The organism is Micromonospora siamensis, from assembly GCF_900090305.1.
GTDB classification, from domain to species: Bacteria; Actinomycetota; Actinomycetes; order Mycobacteriales; family Micromonosporaceae; genus Micromonospora; species Micromonospora siamensis.
In genome coordinates, this window is record NZ_LT607751.1 from 5,808,939 (window position 1) to 5,825,448 (window position 16,510).

Sequence of the window (16,510 nt, forward strand, 5' to 3'; positions counted from 1 at the left end):
GGCGTAGCCTGGGACCCGTCCCGTGTGCCCGAATCCGGGCCGACGACGACGCACCGCGTGACAACGAACCCGCGTGAAAGAGGCGATTACCGGCCGTGTCGACCCAGCAGACTTCGCAGGAGAACCCACTGGCGGGTTTCGGCCCGAACGAGTGGGTCGTCGAGGAGATGTACCAGCGCTACCTCAACGACCCCACCAGCGTCGATTCGGCCTGGCACGACTTCTTCGCGGACTACCGCCCCGCGCCGGGGGCCGCCCCGGCGCAGCCGGCGGAGAAGCCCGCCGCCCCGGCGCCGCAGCCGGAGCCGGCCGAGCAGCAGGAGGCGGTCGCCACCGTCACCCAGCAGCCGGCCGCGGCGAAGCCCGCCCCGGCCGCCAAGGCCGCCCCCGCCAAGCCCGCCCCCGCCAAGCCCGCCGCCAAGCCGGCTCCGGCGGCCAAGCCCGCCCCGGCGAAGCCCGCCGCGGCCAAGGCGCCGGCCGCCAAGCCCGCCGCGGGGACCACCCCGCTGCGCGGTGTCGCCGCCAAGATCGTCCAGAACATGGACGCGTCGCTGGCCGTGCCGACCGCGACGAGCGTGCGCGCCGTCCCGGCGAAGCTGCTGGTCGACAACCGCATCGTGATCAACAACCACCTGGCCCGCGGCCGCGGTGGCAAGGTCAGCTTCACCCACCTCGTCGGGTACGCGATGGTCCGGGCGCTGGTCGAGCACCCGGAGATGAACAACTCCTTCGCCGAGGTCGACGGCAAGCCGGCGATGGTCCGCCCGGAGCACGTCAACCTGGGCATCGCCATCGACCTGGCCAAGCCGGACGGCTCCCGCAACCTGGTGGTGCCCTCCATCAAGGCCTGCGAGCAGATGGACTTCCGGCAGTTCTGGCAGGCGTACGAGGACGTGGTCCGGCGGGCCCGCCGCAACGAGCTGACCATGGAGGACTACTCCGGCACCACCATCTCGCTGACCAACCCGGGCGGCATCGGCACGGTGCACTCGATCCCGCGCCTGATGACCGGGCAGAGCGCCATCATCGGCGTCGGCGCCATGGAATACCCGGCTCCGTACCAGGGCATGAGCGAGGCCACCCTGGCCGACCTGGCCGTCAGCAAGATCATCACGCTGACCAGCACGTACGACCACCGGATCATCCAGGGCGCGCAGTCCGGCGAGTTCCTCAAGGTCATGCACGAGCTGCTGCTCGGCGGCAACGGCTTCTACGACCAGATCTTCACCTCGCTGCGTATCCCGTACGAGCCGGTGCGCTGGATGCAGGACGTGGCGGTCAACTCCGAGGGCCAGATCAACAAGACCGCCCGGGTGCACGAGCTGATCCACGCCTACCGGGTGCGCGGTCACCTGATGGCCGACACCGACCCGCTCGAGTTCAAGATCCGCAAGCACCCCGACCTGGACGTCCTCCAGCACGGGCTGACCCTGTGGGACCTGGACCGGACCTTCCCGGTCAACGGCTTCGCCGGCAAGCAGCGGATGAAGCTGCGCGACATCCTCGGCGTGCTGCGCGACTCGTACTGCCGGCGGGTGGGCATCGAGTACATGCACATCCAGGACCCGGAGGAGCGGCGCTGGATCCAGGAGCGGATCGAGCGCAAGTACGAGAAGCCCAACCCGGAAGAGCAGAAGCACGTGCTCAACCGGCTCAACGCCGCCGAGGCGTTCGAGACCTTCCTGCAGACCAAGTACGTCGGCCAGAAGCGCTTCTCGCTGGAGGGCGGCGAGTCGCTGATCCCGCTGCTGGGCGAGATCCTGGAGTCCTCCGCCGAGGGCGGCCTGGACGAGGTCGTCATCGGCATGGCCCACCGCGGCCGGCTCAACGTGCTGGCCAACATCGTCGGCAAGCCGTACGAGAAGATCTTCTCCGAGTTCGAGGGGCACCTCGACCCGCGCTCGACGCAGGGCTCGGGCGACGTGAAGTACCACCTCGGGCAGAACGGCAAGTTCACCACCCCGGACGGCGACCACGCGGTCAAGGTGTCGGTGGTGGCGAACCCGTCGCACCTGGAGGCCGTGGACCCGGTGCTGGAGGGCATCGTCCGGGCCAAGCAGGACCGGATCGACCTCAAGCTGGAGGGCTACACCGTGCTGCCGCTGGCGGTGCACGGTGACGCCGCCTTCGCCGGCCAGGGCGTGGTGGCCGAGACGCTCAACCTGTCCCAGCTGCGCGGCTACCGCACCGGCGGCACCGTGCACGTGGTGGTCAACAACCAGGTCGGCTTCACCACCGCCCCGGAATACTCGCGGTCCAGCCTCTACAGCACCGACGTGGCCCGGATGATCCAGGCGCCGATCTTCCACGTCAACGGCGACGACCCCGAGGCCGTGGTCCGTGTCGCCCGGCTGGCCTTCGAATACCGTCAGGCGTTCAACAAGGACGTCGTGATCGACATGGTCTGCTACCGCCGGCGCGGGCACAACGAGGGCGACGACCCCTCGATGTCCAACCCGGAGATGTACAAGATCATCGACTCGAAGCGGTCGGTCCGGAAGCTCTACACCGAGGAGCTGATCGGTCGCGGCGACATCACCGTGGAGGACGCGGAGGAGCTGCTCCGCGACTACCAGGCGCAGCTGGAGCGGGTCTTCAAGGCCACCCGGGACGCCGCCTCGTCGCCGAAGCAGCCGGCCCGGCAACGCCGCGAGGCCGAGCCGGAGCCGCAGGTCCAGACCGCGACCGACGCCGCCGTGGTCAAGGCGATCGGCGAGGCGCACGTCAACCTGCCGGAGGGCTTCACCCCGCACAAGCGGATCCAGCAGCTGCTCGACCGCCGGGCGAAGATGTCCGTCGAAGGCAACATCGACTGGGGGTACGGCGAGATCATCGCCTTCGGCGCCCTGCTGCACGACGGGGTCACCGTCCGGCTCGCCGGTCAGGACTCCCGCCGGGGCACCTTCGTCCAGCGGCACGCCTCGGTGGTCGACTCGCAGACCGGCGACGACTACCTGCCGCTGCAGTCCCTCACCGCCGACGGCGAGCGCTCCCGGTTCTTCGTCCACGACTCGCTGCTCAGCGAGTACGCGGCGATGGGCTTCGAGTACGGCTACTCGGTGGAGAACGTCAACGCGCTGGTCGCCTGGGAGGCCCAGTTCGGTGACTTCGTCAACGGCGCCCAGTCGGTGATCGACGAGTTCATCTCCTCCGGCGAGGTCAAGTGGGGCCAGCGCTCCGCGGTCACCCTGCTGCTGCCGCACGGCCACGAGGGGCAGGGCCCGGACCACACCTCCGGCCGCCCGGAGCGCTTCCTGCAGCTCTGCGCCGAGGACAACATGCGGGTGGCCATCCCGACCACCCCGGCGAACTACTTCCACCTGCTGCGTCGCCAGGCCCTGTCGCCGAAGCGCAAGCCGCTGGTGGTGTTCACGCCGAAGTCGCTGCTGCGGCACAAGCTCTGCGTCTCCCCGGTCGAGGACTTCACCACCGGCACGTTCCAGCCGGTCCTGGCCGACACCGCCGCCCCGGCGCCGGAGCAGGTGAAGCGGGTGCTGCTCTGCTCGGGCAAGGTCTACTACGACCTGTTCCAGGCCCGGGCCGAGCGGGGCGTCACCGACACCGCGATCCTCCGGATGGAGCAGCTCTACCCGCTGCCCGTCGAGGAGGTCCGGGCCGCCCTGGCGCAGTACCCGAACGCGGAGGACTTCGCCTGGGTGCAGGAGGAGCCGGCCAACCAGGGTGGCTGGAGCTTCGTGGCGCTCAACCTGCTCGAGCACCTGCCCGAGGTGCGGCTGCGCCGCATCTCCCGCCCTGCCGCCGCGGCCCCGGCCGTCGGCTCCGCGAAGATGCACGAGGTCGAGCAGACCGCCCTGATCGAGGCGGCTCTTCCCCGCCCGTGACCTGAGGGCACCACCCCGGCCCGCCGCTCCGCGCAGGAGTGGCGGGCCGGTCCACGTCGAGAGCGAGAGGAACCCGATGTACTTCACGGATCGTGGGATCGAGGAGCTGGTCCAGCGGCGCGGGGAGGAGCAGGTCAGCGTGGAGTGGCTGGGTGAGCGGCTGCGCGACTTCGTCGACCTGAACCCGGAGTTCGAGACGCCGATCGAGCGCTTCGCCACCTGGCTCGCCCGGCTGGACGACGAGGACGACGAGTAGTCGTTCATGATCAACGGCCCGGGCGGGCAGGACCAAGGTCCCGCGCGGGCCGCGTCGCGGGCCCTTAGGGTGGGGTCGTGGCGCGCAGCGTGTACCTCACCAGCGTCGGCTCCGGCGGCGGAAAGTCGACCATCGCGCTCGGCCTCGCCGAGCTGCTCTCCCGGCAGGTCGACCGGATCGGCGTGTTCCGACCGCTGGTCTCCGACCACGCCCCCGACCAGATCCTCGCCCTGCTCGCCGAGCGGTACCGGGTCGAGCTGCCGCCGGAGGACCTCTCCGGCGCCAGCTACGCCGAGGCGTCCGCGCTGGTGGCCGAGGGGCGGCGGGAGGAACTGATCTCCCGGATCGTCGAGCGCTACCGGGACGTGGAGCGCCGCTGCCCGGCCGTGGTGGTGGTCGGCAGCGACTTCGCCGACGGCGGGGACGGCGCCGGCCCCCGCGAGCTGGCCTTCAACGCCCGGCTGGCCACCGAGTTCGGCAGCGTGGTGGTGCCGGTGATCGACGGCTTCGGGCAGCGCCCGGAGGCCATCGCGGCCGCGGCGCGCGGGGCGTACCACGACCTGGTCGACCTGGGCGCGACTGTGCTGGCGGTGATCGCCAACCGGGTGCCGGGGGCGATGACGCTGCCGGAGCTGCCGGTGCCCGCGTACGCCATCCCGGAGGTGCCCACCGTGTCGGCGCCGACGGTGGCCGAGGTGGCCACCGCGCTCGGCGCCACCCTGCTGGCCGGCGACGACGCGGCGCTGGGCCGGGACGTGCTCGACTACGTGGTGGGGGCGGCGCACGTGCCGACCCTGCTCGACCACCTGACCGAGGGGGCGCTGGTGATCACCCCCGGCGACCGGGCCGACCTGCTGGTCGCCGCGAGCGCCGCGCACGTGGCCGGCCAGGTGTCGGTGGCCGGCCTGGTGCTCACCCTCGGGGAACAGCCGGACCCCCGGGCGATGCGCCTGGTGGAGGGGTTGAACACCGGCCTCGCCGTGCTCTCGGTGCCCAGCGACAGCTACGACACGGTGGAGGCGTCCAGCCGGATCGAGGGCCGGCCCAGCACCGCCAACCCGCGCAAGGTGGACGCCGCGCTCGGCGCCTTCGAGGCGAACGTGGACACCGTCGACCTGGCCCGCCGGCTGCGGGTCAGCCGCTCCGAGCGGGTCACCCCGCTGATGTTCGAGTACGACCTGCTCGACCGGGCCCGGGCCGACCGGCGCCGGCTGGTGCTGCCCGAGGGGTCCGAGGAGCGGATCCTGCGGGCCGCGGAGATCCTGCTCCGCCGGGGCGTGGCCGACCTGACCCTGCTCGGCCGCCCCGACGACATCGCCCGGCGTACCCGGGAACTGGGGATCGACATCGGCGGCGCCCAGGTGGTCGACCCGGCCACCAGCGAATGGCGGGACGAGTTCGCCACCGCGTACGCGGAGCTGCGCGCCCATCGGGGGGTCACCCCGGAGCTGGCGCACGACATCGTCGCCCAGCCGAACTACTTCGGCACCATGATGGTGGCGACCGGGCGGGCCGACGGCATGGTCTCCGGGGCCACCCACACCACGGCGGCCACCATCCGCCCGGCGTTCGAGATCATCCGTACGGTGCCGGGCGTCTCGGTCGCCTCCAGCGTCTTCTTCATGCTCCTGGCCGACCGGGTGCTGGTCTACGGCGACTGCGCGGTGAACCCCGACCCGGACGCCGCCCAGCTGGCCGACATCGCCATCTCGTCGGCGGACACCGCCGCCCGGTTCGGCATCGAGCCGAGGGTGGCGATGCTGTCCTACTCGACCGGGGACTCGGGCGCCGGTGTGGACGTGGAGAAGGTCGCCGCGGCCACCAAGCTGGTCCGGGAACGCCGGCCCGACCTGCTGGTCGAGGGTCCGATCCAGTACGACGCCGCGATCGACCCGCAGGTGGCGGCCACCAAGCTGCCGGAGAGCGCGGTGGCAGGGCGGGCCACGGTCTTCATCTTCCCGGACCTGAACACCGGCAACAACACCTACAAGGCCGTCCAGCGGTCGGCCGGGGCGGTGGCCGTCGGACCGGTGATGCAGGGCCTGCGGCGGCCGGTCAACGACCTGTCCCGGGGCGCGACCGTCCCCGACATCGTCAACACCGTGGCGATCACGGCCATCCAGGCGGCCGGGACGCCGGAGGAGGGTTCGTGACCGACCGGGTGCTGGTGCTCAACTGCGGGTCGTCGTCGGTGAAGTACCGGCTGTTCGACGGCGAGGAGGTCCGCGACAAGGGCACCGTGGAACGGGTCGGCGAGCCGGGCGGCGGGCCGCCGGACCACGCTGCGGCGGTACGGGAGATCCTGGGCCGGCTGGACCTGACCGGACTGCGCGCCGTCGGGCACCGGGTGGTGCACGGCGGCCGGAAGTTCAGCGAGCCGGTGCTGATCGACGACGCGGTCTTCGCCGCCATCGAGGAGCTGGTGCCGCTGGCCCCGCTGCACAATCCGGCGAACCTGGCCGGCATCGTCGCGGCTCGGGAGGCCCTGCCGGACGTCCCTCAGGTGGCGGTCTTCGACACCGCGTTCCACCACACCCTGCCCGAGGCCGCCGCCGTCTACGCGATCGACCGGGACGTCGCCCACCGCTACGACATCCGCCGGTACGGCTTCCACGGCACCTCGCACGCGTACGTCTCCCGGCGCACGGCCGAGCTGCTGGGCCGTCCCGACGCGGAGCTGAACGTCGTCACGCTGCACCTGGGCAACGGCGCGAGCGCCTGCGCGGTCTCCGGTGGACGCAGCGTCGCCACCTCGATGGGGATGTCCCCGCTGGAGGGGCTGGTGATGGGCACCCGTAGCGGCGACCTCGACCCGACCGTGATCTTCCACCTGCGCCGGGAGGCGAAGATGGGGGTGGACGAGATCGACGACCTGCTCAACCACCGCAGCGGCCTGCTCGGCCTGACCGGCGTCAACGACATGCGGGAGGTGCTGGAACGACGGGCCGCCGGCGACGCCGCCGCCGCGCTGGCCTTCGACGTCTACTGCCGCCGGATCAGGGAGTACGTCGGCGCGTACTACGCGCTGCTCGGCCGGGTCGACGCGGTCACCTTCACGGCCGGGGTGGGCGAGCACGCCGCGCCGGTCCGGGCCGCTTCCCTGGCCGGGCTGGACCGGCTCGGCATCGCCGTCGACGAGGAGCGCAACAACGCCGGCAGCGGCGACCGGCTGATCTCGCCGGAGGGCGCGGAGGTGACGGTCTGCGTGGTGGGCACCGACGAGGAACGGGAGATCGCCCGGGAGGCCCGCGCGGTCCTCGACTCCGCCCCCTGACCGACCTCCCGCTGGCCCGGCCGGCCAGGCCGCTGTCGCGCTCGCCCGGCCGATCGGGGTCGACGTGCCGCTGTGCCCGGCCGATCGGGGTCGACATGCCGGAGGGTCGACTGGTTCCTCTCCCGGTCGACCGGCTCCGCTGACGGCCAGGTCGAGGGCCACCTGACTCGACCGGCCATGGCGGCACCACCGGCGACCGGCCATGGCGGCACCACCGGCGACCGGCCATGGTGCCGCCTCCGGCGACCGGCCATGGTGCCGCCTCCGGTGACTACAGACTTGAGAGCACAGACGACTCACCGCCGGTCGCTCTCGGCGGGACCAGGCTGGGCGGTGCTCGATGGGACTCAGGTCGGCTGGGCGAACCGGTCGTTCCGTCGGGTCCAGCTCCGCACGCGGCGGCTTGAGTCGTTCACGCTCTCAAGTCTGTAGCGTCCCGACGGCACACCCGGAGGCGGCTGGAAGGTGCACGGGATTCCGGTCAGCCGCGCCCGGCACAAGGCGAAGGGCCGGCGCCCGGGGGCGGGACGCCGACACCCGAGGCGGGACGCCGACACCCGAGGCGGGGACGCCGACACCCGCACGTACCCGCACCAGGTCGGGCGCCCGGCACGCGCACTGGAGGCCGGCAGGCGGAGGGCCCGGCGACCGGCCGCGTCGGCTCAGGAGAGGGCGAGCCAGGCGGCGAGGACCAGGAGCACGACGACCACCACGGCGGCGGCGATGATCAGTGGCAGCCGGGACGGCGCGGGGGCGGCGGCCTCGGGGGTGTGGGCGAAGGCACGGAACTGCTCGGTGTTGCCGCTCGGATCGGTGTAGTTCTCAGACATGCGGTGACGATAGCGAAGACCGTCGAACTCCACGCCGCGCTCGGGGCCGGCGCGCCGAGGTCGGTCCGGCCGGTTGCGGCGAACCGGCCGGGTGGTGGCCGGACCCGGTCCGGACGGTGGGGCCGGGCTGCCCCGGCCGCCTCTACCGTGGACGAGGTGGGGACACGACGGCTGGCGGCCGTGTTGATGACCGCGCTGCTGGCCGGCTGTGGCCCGGCCACCGCCGCCACCAGCGGCACCACGGGCACCACGGGCGGTATCGCCCTGGCGCCGGTCCGGTCCGCGCCGCGGACGACGTACCCGGTCGGTACGCGGCAGCTGACCGTCGACCCGACCGGCCCCCGCCCACTGCCGCTCACCGTCTGGTACCCGAGCGAGGGCGGGCGTCCGGCGGCCGGACGGTTCCCGGCGATCGTCTACAGCCACGGCCTGCGCAGCCTGCCCGAGCTGCACGCCCCGCTGACCACCCGGTGGGCCGCCGCCGGATTCGTGGTAGCCGCGCCGACGTACCCCCGGACCAACCTGCGGGCGACCCACTTCACCCGGGCCGACGTACGCAACCAGCCCGCCGACGGCTGGCGGGTGATCCGGTACCTGATCCGCCTGGACGCCGGCCGGGACGATCCGCTCGCCGGCCACCTCGACGTGAACCGGATCGCGGCGGGCGGGCACTCCGCGGGCGGCTTCACCACCGCCGGGATGTTCACCTCCGGCCACTCGCCACGGCTGCGCTCCGGCATCCTGATCGCCGGCGGCGGCCTGGCCGGGGCCTTCGCCGGACCCACCGCGCCACTGCTCTTCGTGCACGGCGGCACCGACCCGATCGTGCCCGAGTCGGTCGGCCGGGCCGCGTACGACCGCACACCCGGGCCGGCCGCGTTCCTGCGCCTGGTCGGGCAGGGGCACGGCGAGTACCTGACGCCGGGGCGACCCGGCTTCGCCGAGGTGCTCGCCACCACCACCGACTTCCTCCGCTGGACCCTCTACGACGATCCGGCGGCCGGCCGACGCCTGCCCGCCGACGCCGTCCGGGCCGGCGTGAGCACCTTCGACGACCGCCTGACCCGCTGAGCCGTGGACACCGACGGGCTGACCGGGCGGCAGCTGGCCGCGATCGGTGAGGTGCTGGGCCGCACCGCGGCTGCCGGGATCCCGGTGTGGCTGCGCGGCGGCTGGGCGATGGACTTCCACCTCGGCGAGGTGACCCGGCCGCACGTGGACGTCGACTGGTACTGCTGGCGGGACGACGCCGAGCGGTTGGCCGCCCGGCTCGGCGACGCCGGCTGGCGCCCGGACCCGGCGACCCCGGTCGACCGGCAGCTCGAACTGCGTCGCGAGGACGTCGAGCTGAGCTTCGCCTACCTGGCCCGGAACGCGACCGGACGGCTGGTGGTCGGCGGCGGACCGTGGGCGGGCACACCGCTGCCCGCCGGGATGCTGGCGGCCCCGCCGGGCCGGATCGGGGCGCTCGCCGCCCCGGTGATCGCCCCGGCCGCGCAGATCGAGTTCAAGGAGATGTACCCGGTCTGGATGCCGGACCGGCCGCGCCGGCCCAAGGACGCCGCCGACCTGGCCCGGCTACGCGCCGCCGGTGCCGCCGATGGCTGAGCCGAACCGGGACGGCCGGCCGGCGGGGCGAGGCACAATCGACGTCATGCCCGGCCCCCTCACCCGCGCCCTGCTCGCCGTCGCCCTGCTGACCGTCGGGCTGGCCGGCTGCTCGGGCGACCCCGCCCCCGCCCCGCGTCCCGCCGCACCCGCCGCACCCGCCGCGCCGCCGGCCACCACGACACCCACCGTGCCGGCCCCTCGGGTGGCAGAGGGGCACGCCCCCACCCGGAGCTTCGCCGTCGGCGTACGCCAGTTGAAGCTGAACCGCGGCGGCGACCGGCCCCTGCCGGTGACCATCTGGTACCCGGCCCGGGGCACGGCCGGCGGGTCGGCGGAGCGGTCCGCCCCGGCGGCGTCCGGGCGGTTCCCGGTGGTGATGTTCAGCCACGGGCTCGGCGGTGAGCCGGCCGACTACGCCGCGCTGCTGACCCGCTGGGCGGCGGCCGGGTTCGTGGTGGCCGCGCCGGCCTTCCCGCACACCCGCAAGGGCGCCGACGGCACCGTGCTCGACGTGCTGAACCAGCCGGCCGACGTGTCGTACGCGCTGACCAAGGTGCTCGCCCTCGACGGGGCCGCCGGCGACCCGCTGCGCGGCCGGCTGGCCACCGACCGGGTGGCCGCGGCCGGGCACTCGGCCGGCGGGGTGACCACCATCGGGTTGTTCACCGCGGGCCGTGACGAGCGGCTGGACGCCGGGGTGGTCTTCGCCGGCACCGGGCTGGGCGTCGGTACGGCCTTCGCCGGGGCAGCCGCCCCGCAGCTGTTCGTGCACGGCCGCGCCGACGAGGTGGTCGCCTACGCCGCCGGCAAGGCCGTCTACGACGCGGTGCCCTGGCCGAAGGCCATGCTCAGCCTGACGAAGGGCGACCACGGCCGGGCGCTGCTCACCGACGGCGCGGCGCTGCGGGTGGTCGCCGACACCACCGTCGAGTTCCTCCGCTGGACGCTCTACGGCGACACGGCGGCGAAGGACCGGATGCCCGCCGAGGCCCGCCAGGGCAACCTGGCGACCCTCGACGACCACCTCTGACTCAGACGCTGTGGTCGATGACCACCTTGCCGAAGACGTCGCCGGAGTTCAGCCGGGCGAACGCCTCCTCGACCCGGCTGAACGGCACCACGCTGTCCACCACCGGGCGCACCTCGTGCTCGGCGCAGAACGCCAGCAGCTCGGTCAACTCCCCCGGCGTGCCCATCGAGGTGCCGAGGATCTCCAGCTGCATGGCGAAGACCCGGCGCAGGTTGACCTTGGGCTCGTGGCCGGCGGTCGCCCCGGAGACGACGATCCGGGCCCCCGGGGCCGCCGACTTCAGCGAGTGGTCGAAGGTAGCCGCGCCGACGGTCTCGATCACCAGGTCGACCCGCTCCGGCAGCCGCGCCCCCGGCTCCAGGGCGGTCGCGCCCAGCTCGGTGATCCGGTCCCGCTTGGCGGCGTCGCGGCTGGTCGCGTACACCCGCTTGCCCAACGCGTGGCCGAGCGCGACGGCCGCGGTGGCGACGCCGCCGCCCGCGCCCTGCACCAGGACCGACTCGGCCTCGTCGGCCCGGCCCTTGGTGGTGAGCATCCGCCACGCGGTCAGCCAGGCCGTGGGCAGGCACGCCGCGTCGGTGACCGACAGGCCCGCCGGCAGCGGCAGCAGGTTCATCCGGGGTACGGCCACCCGCTCGGCGAAGGTGCCGGGGAAGTGCTCGGAGAGGATCGACATCCCGCGCGGGTCGCCCGGGGTGGGTACCACCGGGTAGATCACCACGTGGTTGCCCTCCGGGTCCTCCCCCACCGCGTCGCAGCCGAGGATCATCGGCAGCTGGTCGCCGGTGAGCCCGACGCCGCGCAGCGACCACAGGTCGTGGTGGTTCAGCGAGCTGGCCCGCACCTGCACGGTGACCCAGTCGTCCTGCGGGTGGGTCGGCTCGGGCCGCTCGCCGACGGTGAGCGCGGCGAGCGGGTTGTCGGCGTCGAAGGCCGAGGCATAGGCGGCACGCATGATCCGCACCGTAACAAGCCGAGCCGGCGTTAAGAAGGGCCTCTTCCCCGGTGACACACGACAGGAAGGGGCCCTCCGTACGCCTCAGGCGCGGGCGACGCCGTCGCGGCGGGCGGCCTCGGCGACCGCCTCGGCCACGGCGGGCGCGACCCGCGGGTCCAGCGGAGAGGGCACGATCGCGTCGGCGCTCAGCGCCCCGTCGACCACCCCGGCGATGGCGTCCGCGGCGGCCACCTTCATCCCGTCGGTGATCCGGGTGGCCCGGGCGTCCAGCGCGCCGCGGAACACGCCCGGGAAGGCGAGCACGTTGTTGATCTGGTTGGGATAGTCGCTGCGGCCGGTGGCGACCACCGCGACGTGCCGGGCCGCCACCTCGGGGTGCACCTCGGGGGTGGGGTTGGCCAGCGCGAAGACGATGCCGCCGGGGGCCATCCCGGCGACCGCTTCCTCGGGGATCCGGCCGCCGGAGACCCCGACCAGCACGTCCGCGCCGCGCAGCGCCTCGGTGACGTCGCCCTGGCGGCCCTCGGCGTTGGTGAGCTCGGCCAGCTCGGCCTTGGTGCCGGTGAGTTCCCGGTGCCGGCCGATGATCCCCTTGGAGTCGCAGACCACCACCTGGCCCGGGTTGACGCCCCCGGCGATCAGCATCTTCGTCACCGCCACGCCGGCCGCACCGGCGCCGCTGACCGCCACCCGCAGGTCGCCGAGCTTGCGGTCGAGCAGGGTGGCGGCGTTGCGCAGCGCGGCCAGCACCACGATCGCGGTGCCGTGCTGGTCGTCGTGGAACACCGGAATGGGCAGCTCGTCGTCGAGCCGGCGTTCCACCTCGAAGCAGCGCGGGGCGCTGATGTCCTCCAGGTTGATCCCACCGAACGACGGGGCGAGCGCCTTCACCGTCGCCACGATCTCGTCCACGTCCTGGGTGTCCAGGCAGATCGGCACGGCGTCCACGCCGGCGAACTGCTTGAACAGCACCGCCTTGCCCTCCATCACCGGCAGCGCGGCGCGCGGGCCGATGTTGCCCAGCCCGAGTACGGCCGACCCGTCGGTCACCACGGCGACGGTGTGCGACACCCAGGTGTAGTCGTCGGCGAGGGCCGGGTCGGCGGCGATCGCCTCGCAGACCCGGGCCACCCCCGGGGTGTACGCGAGGGAGAGGTCCTCCCGGCTGGTCAGCGGGACGGTCGAGGCGACGGCGAGCTTGCCGCCGACGTGCAACCGGAAGACGGGATCGGCGGGGTCCGGGACGGACGAAGACATGGTGACTCCAGGATCTGTCGAGCAGACGGACCGGCCCGACCCGGCGCGAGGTTCAGCGGCGGGCGGGAGCAGGCGGTGCGGGGGTCACCCGGGCACTTTCCGAGCATAGTGACGCGCGCGGAGCCCCGATGTGATCGGGGTCATAAAGTCAGGGCGGCGTCAGCCCCGCGTCGCCCGTACCCGCCCTGGCCGGGGCCACCACCGGGCCACCACCCGGCCGTGCACGTCGGCCGGCCCGTACGCCCGGGAGTCGTCGGTGACCAGGTCGTTGTCGCCGCGCAGCCACCAGGCGTCGCCGTCGCGCCGGTCGACGCGCTTGACCACCAGGAGGCCGGGGCGGCTGCGGAACACGGCGACCACCACGTCGCCGGGGCGTACCCGCCGGTCGCCCGGCCGGACCAGGACGGCGTCGCCGTGGCGCAGCGTGGGCGCCATGGACGGCCCGGTGACCAGCACGGGCACCAGGAGGCCGCGGAGCCGGGGCGGCGCGGGTCCCTCGTCGGGGCGCATCCGGGTTTCACCTCCACGCCGCCGGGCAGCATGTCCAGGAGTAATGTCAGCTTGGATCATCGCAAACGTCCCATGGAGGATCCCGATGCGCCTTCCTCGCATCCTTACGCCCCGCGTGACCGCCAGCGCCCACTGCGACCTGCCGTGCGGCGTCTACGACCCGGCCCAGGCCCGGATCGAGGCCGAGTCCGTCAAAATGATCTGCGAGAAGTACCAGTCGAACACCGACCCGGAGTTCCGCACCCGCGCGATCCTGATCAAGGAGCAGCGGGCCGAGCTGGTCAAGCACCATCTCTGGGTGCTCTGGACCGACTACTTCAAGCCGGCCCACTTCGAGAAGTACCCGCACCTGCACCAGCTCTTCAACGAGGCCACCAAGGCGGCCGGCGCGGCCGGCGCCAAGGGTGCGACCGACCCGGCGAAGGCCGACGAGCTGCTGCAGAAGATCGACGAGATCTCGAAGATCTTCTGGGAGACCAAGAAGGCGTGAGCCTTCCCTCCCCGGCGTTCACGATCCGGCCGGCACGTCCCGAGGACGTGCCGGCCGTCGTCGCGATGGTGCACGAGCTGGCCGCGTACGAGCGCGCCCCGGAGCAGTGCCACCTCACCGAGGAGCAGCTGCGGGCCGCGCTGTTCGGCCCGTCGCCGGCGCTCTTCGGGCACGTGGCGGCGGACGCCGGCGGCCAGCCGGTCGGCTTCGCGCTCTGGTTCCTCAACTTCTCCACCTGGGCCGGCGGGCACGGCATCTACCTCGAGGACCTGTACGTCCGCCCGGCGTTGCGGGGCAGCGGGGCCGGTCGGGCGCTGATGGCCGCCCTGGCCGCGGTCTGTGTCGAGCGCGGCTACCAGCGGCTGGACTGGTCGATGCTCGACTGGAATCCGGCCGCCCGCTTCTACGCCGCGATCGGCGCCACGCAGCTCCAGGAGTGGGTGTCGTACCGGCTCGCCGGCCCGGCGCTGGACGCGCTGGCCGCCGAGCTGACCGGGCCGCCGGCCGCGGGGGCGACGCTCACCGCCCGCCCCGGACCGGGTACGGGTAGAGTCCCCGACCGGGGGGATGCGGCGTGACTCAACTGACCGGACGGCCGACCATCGACGACGACGTGGTCCACCTGACCGTGCCCGCCGACGGCGGCTACCTCGGCGTGCTCCGCACGGCCACGGCCGGGCTCGCGGCCCGGCTCCAGTTCGCCCTCGACGAGATCGAGGATCTGCGCATCGCGGTCGACGAGGCCTGCGCGATGCTGCTCGCCATCGCCACCCGGGACGCCGAACTGGACTGCCGGTTCGCCGTCACCGACGACGCGTTGGGCGTGGAGGTCACCGTGCCGACCGTGCGCGGCGCGACCCTGCCCTCGGAGTCCTCGTTCGCGTGGAAGGTGCTGACCGCGTTGACCACCGACGCGGCGGCGACCGCCTCGAACGGCCGGGCGACCATCTCCCTGCTCAGCCGGCGTTCCTCCGGCTGGTGAGCCGCCGGCCGCGCCGACCGGGCGCGGCCGTCAGCCCAGGCCCAGCGCCCGGGTCGTGGGCGGGCTGACCAGCAGCGCGCTCACCCCGAGACCGAGCGCCATCAGCGGTACGCCCAGCCAGCCCAGGCCGCCCTGGATCATGTACCAGCCGATCGGCAGCAGCATGAGCTGGAGCACGATGGCCGGCGCGCGGGCCCCGGCCCGGCGGGAGGCGAGTGCCCCGCCGAGCGCCCAGAGCCCGACCGCCGCGGCGACGGCGAACCCGGTGACCAGGAGCGCCGAGGTCAGGTCGACGGTGTCGGCGGTGAGGTCCGCCCAGATCAGCCAGGCGGCGACCAGGCCGAGGGCGACCGCCTCCGCCCGCAGCAGCCGGACCGCCCAACTCAGCGTGGCGGGGAACGGGGCGGGGTCGATGGTCACGCGCGACACGATACCGGTGCGGCGGCGCGGTACAGTGCCGCCCATGCGGGCCGTCCTGGTGGTCAATCCGAAGGCCACCACCACCAGTGAGCGCAGCCGGGACGTGCTGGTCCGGGCGCTGCGCAGTGAGGTCGACCTCTCCGTCCGGTACACCCGGCGGCGGGGTCACGCCACCACCCTGGCCCGCGAGGCGGCCGAGGAGGGCGTCGACGTGGTGGTCACCCTCGGTGGTGACGGCACGGTGAACGAGGTGGTGAACGGCCTGATGGCCGGGCTGCCCGCCACTCCGGACGGCGGTACGCCGGCGCAGCGCCTGCCCGCCCTGGCGACCGTGCCGGGCGGCTCCACGAACGTCTTCGCGCGCGCCCTGGGGCTGCCCCGGGAGTGGCCGGAGGGCACCTCGATGATCCTGGAGGGCCTGCGCCTGGGCCGGTCGCGGACGATCGGCCTGGGCCGGGCGGACGACCGGTACTTCACCTTCTGCGCCGGCTTCGGGGTGGACGCCGCGGTGATCCACCGGGTGGAGCAGGCGCGGCGCCGCGGGCGGGTGTCCACGCCGGCGCTCTACATGCGCTCGACGTTCGCGCAGTACTTCTTCTCCTCCGACCGGCGCCATCCGGCGATCAGCCTGGAGCGGCCGGGCGAGCAGGCCGAGGAGGAGCTGGCCACGGTGATCATCCAGAACACCGCGCCGTGGACGTACCTGGGCGAGCGGGAGATCAACCCGAATCCAGAGGCGTCGTTCGACCTGGGTCTGGACGTGCTGGCGCTGCGCCGACTGCGAGTGGCCAGCACGGCACGGACGGTGACCCAGTCAGTGGCGCGACACGCCGATCCCCGTGGCCGCCAGGTGCTCCGGCTGCACGACGTGCCGGAGTTCACGCTGGTCTCGGCCCGTCCACAGGCTTTTCAGCTGGACGGGGACTATCTTGGCGAGCGGCAGAAAGTTAGATTCGCATCCGTTCCGGACGCACTGAGAGTAATCTGCTAGGTCTCGGGTACAGCCCTTGGTCGAGCGGTGACGTACCGCACGCACGCGGTGGCCCGCGA

The 16,510-nt window shown here is 73.4% G+C and carries 16 protein-coding genes; 11 read left to right on the forward strand and 5 right to left on the reverse strand.

Annotated features, from left to right (window positions below):
- The first annotated feature begins 95 nt into the window (after positions 1–95).
- The 4 genes from GA0074704_RS26540 to GA0074704_RS26555 all read left to right on the forward strand — a co-directional run bounded on the left by GA0074704_RS26540 (position 96) and on the right by GA0074704_RS26555 (position 7,372).
- Positions 96–3,842 (forward strand): multifunctional oxoglutarate decarboxylase/oxoglutarate dehydrogenase thiamine pyrophosphate-binding subunit/dihydrolipoyllysine-residue succinyltransferase subunit, encoded by a 3,747-nt coding sequence (locus GA0074704_RS26540; RefSeq protein WP_088973002.1) that lies wholly within the window; start codon positions 96–98, stop codon positions 3,840–3,842.
- A 76-nt stretch (positions 3,843–3,918) separates the two neighbouring features.
- Positions 3,919–4,098, forward strand: a complete 180-nt coding sequence (locus GA0074704_RS26545) for a DUF6104 family protein (protein ID WP_088973003.1) — start codon at positions 3,919–3,921, stop codon at positions 4,096–4,098.
- 77 nt (positions 4,099–4,175) lie between these two features.
- Positions 4,176–6,251 carry a phosphate acetyltransferase gene (gene pta, locus GA0074704_RS26550; protein ID WP_088973004.1) on the forward strand — a complete coding sequence of 692 codons (2,076 nt, stop codon included), beginning with the start codon at positions 4,176–4,178 and terminating at the stop codon, positions 6,249–6,251.
- Entirely contained in the window at positions 6,248–7,372 is a 1,125-nt protein-coding gene (locus GA0074704_RS26555) for an acetate/propionate family kinase (protein ID WP_088973005.1), read from the forward strand. The genes pta and GA0074704_RS26555 overlap by 4 nt, the downstream gene beginning before the upstream one ends.
- A 662-nt stretch (positions 7,373–8,034) precedes the next feature.
- On the opposite strand, the gene GA0074704_RS29120 is transcribed toward GA0074704_RS26555, so the two are convergent.
- Entirely contained in the window at positions 8,035–8,202 is a 168-nt protein-coding gene (locus GA0074704_RS29120) for a hypothetical protein (RefSeq protein WP_172880793.1), read from the reverse strand.
- Between the two features lie 156 nt (positions 8,203–8,358).
- Between GA0074704_RS29120 and GA0074704_RS26560 the strand changes: the two genes are divergently transcribed.
- From GA0074704_RS26560 to GA0074704_RS26570, 3 genes are read left to right on the forward strand one after another with little or no spacing between them, the layout of a single operon-like run.
- Positions 8,359–9,273: an alpha/beta hydrolase family protein gene (locus GA0074704_RS26560; RefSeq protein ID WP_088974004.1), complete on the forward strand. Its 915-nt coding sequence runs from the start codon at positions 8,359–8,361 to the stop codon at positions 9,271–9,273.
- A gap of 3 nt (positions 9,274–9,276) precedes the next feature.
- Complete coding sequence (locus GA0074704_RS26565) at positions 9,277–9,810, forward strand: nucleotidyltransferase domain-containing protein (protein ID WP_088973006.1); 534 nt, start codon at positions 9,277–9,279, stop codon at positions 9,808–9,810.
- Positions 9,811–9,856: 46 nt separating this feature from the next.
- Positions 9,857–10,843 (forward strand): alpha/beta hydrolase family protein, encoded by a 987-nt coding sequence (locus GA0074704_RS26570; RefSeq protein ID WP_088973007.1) that lies wholly within the window; start codon positions 9,857–9,859, stop codon positions 10,841–10,843.
- A gap of 1 nt (position 10,844) precedes the next feature.
- Here GA0074704_RS26570 and GA0074704_RS26575 read toward each other — a convergent pair whose 3' ends face one another.
- The 3 genes from GA0074704_RS26575 to GA0074704_RS26585 all read right to left on the reverse strand — a co-directional run bounded on the left by GA0074704_RS26575 (position 10,845) and on the right by GA0074704_RS26585 (position 13,568).
- Positions 10,845–11,798, reverse strand: a complete 954-nt coding sequence (locus GA0074704_RS26575; protein WP_088974005.1) for a zinc-binding dehydrogenase — start codon at positions 11,796–11,798, stop codon at positions 10,845–10,847.
- Positions 11,799–11,882: 84 nt separating this feature from the next.
- Positions 11,883–13,058 carry an NAD(P)-dependent malic enzyme gene (locus GA0074704_RS26580; RefSeq protein ID WP_088973008.1) on the reverse strand — a complete coding sequence of 392 codons (1,176 nt, stop codon included), beginning with the start codon at positions 13,056–13,058 and terminating at the stop codon, positions 11,883–11,885.
- A 159-nt stretch (positions 13,059–13,217) separates the two neighbouring features.
- Positions 13,218–13,568 carry a S24/S26 family peptidase gene (locus GA0074704_RS26585; protein WP_088973009.1) on the reverse strand — a complete coding sequence of 117 codons (351 nt, stop codon included), beginning with the start codon at positions 13,566–13,568 and terminating at the stop codon, positions 13,218–13,220.
- Between the two features lie 85 nt (positions 13,569–13,653).
- Here GA0074704_RS26585 and sodN point away from each other — a divergent pair, with 85 nt between their 5' ends.
- The 3 genes from sodN to GA0074704_RS26600 all read left to right on the forward strand — a co-directional run bounded on the left by sodN (position 13,654) and on the right by GA0074704_RS26600 (position 15,040).
- Positions 13,654–14,058, forward strand: a complete 405-nt coding sequence (sodN, locus tag GA0074704_RS26590; protein ID WP_088973010.1) for a superoxide dismutase, Ni — start codon at positions 13,654–13,656, stop codon at positions 14,056–14,058.
- Positions 14,059–14,123: 65 nt separating this feature from the next.
- Positions 14,124–14,636: a GNAT family N-acetyltransferase gene (locus GA0074704_RS26595; RefSeq protein ID WP_088974006.1), complete on the forward strand. Its 513-nt coding sequence runs from the start codon at positions 14,124–14,126 to the stop codon at positions 14,634–14,636.
- A complete protein-coding gene (locus GA0074704_RS26600) occupies positions 14,633–15,040 on the forward strand; it encodes an ATP-binding protein (RefSeq protein ID WP_088973011.1) in 408 nt (135 codons plus the stop codon). Before GA0074704_RS26595 ends, GA0074704_RS26600 begins: the two co-directional genes overlap by 4 nt.
- A 30-nt stretch (positions 15,041–15,070) precedes the next feature.
- Here GA0074704_RS26600 and GA0074704_RS26605 read toward each other — a convergent pair whose 3' ends face one another.
- Complete coding sequence (locus tag GA0074704_RS26605; protein WP_231926689.1) at positions 15,071–15,505, reverse strand: hypothetical protein; 435 nt, start codon at positions 15,503–15,505, stop codon at positions 15,071–15,073.
- Between GA0074704_RS26605 and GA0074704_RS26610 the strand changes: the two genes are divergently transcribed.
- A complete protein-coding gene (locus GA0074704_RS26610; RefSeq protein WP_088973013.1) occupies positions 15,504–16,451 on the forward strand; it encodes a diacylglycerol/lipid kinase family protein in 948 nt (315 codons plus the stop codon). The genes GA0074704_RS26605 and GA0074704_RS26610 overlap by 2 nt on opposite strands.
- The last annotated feature ends 59 nt before the right edge of the window (positions 16,452–16,510 follow it).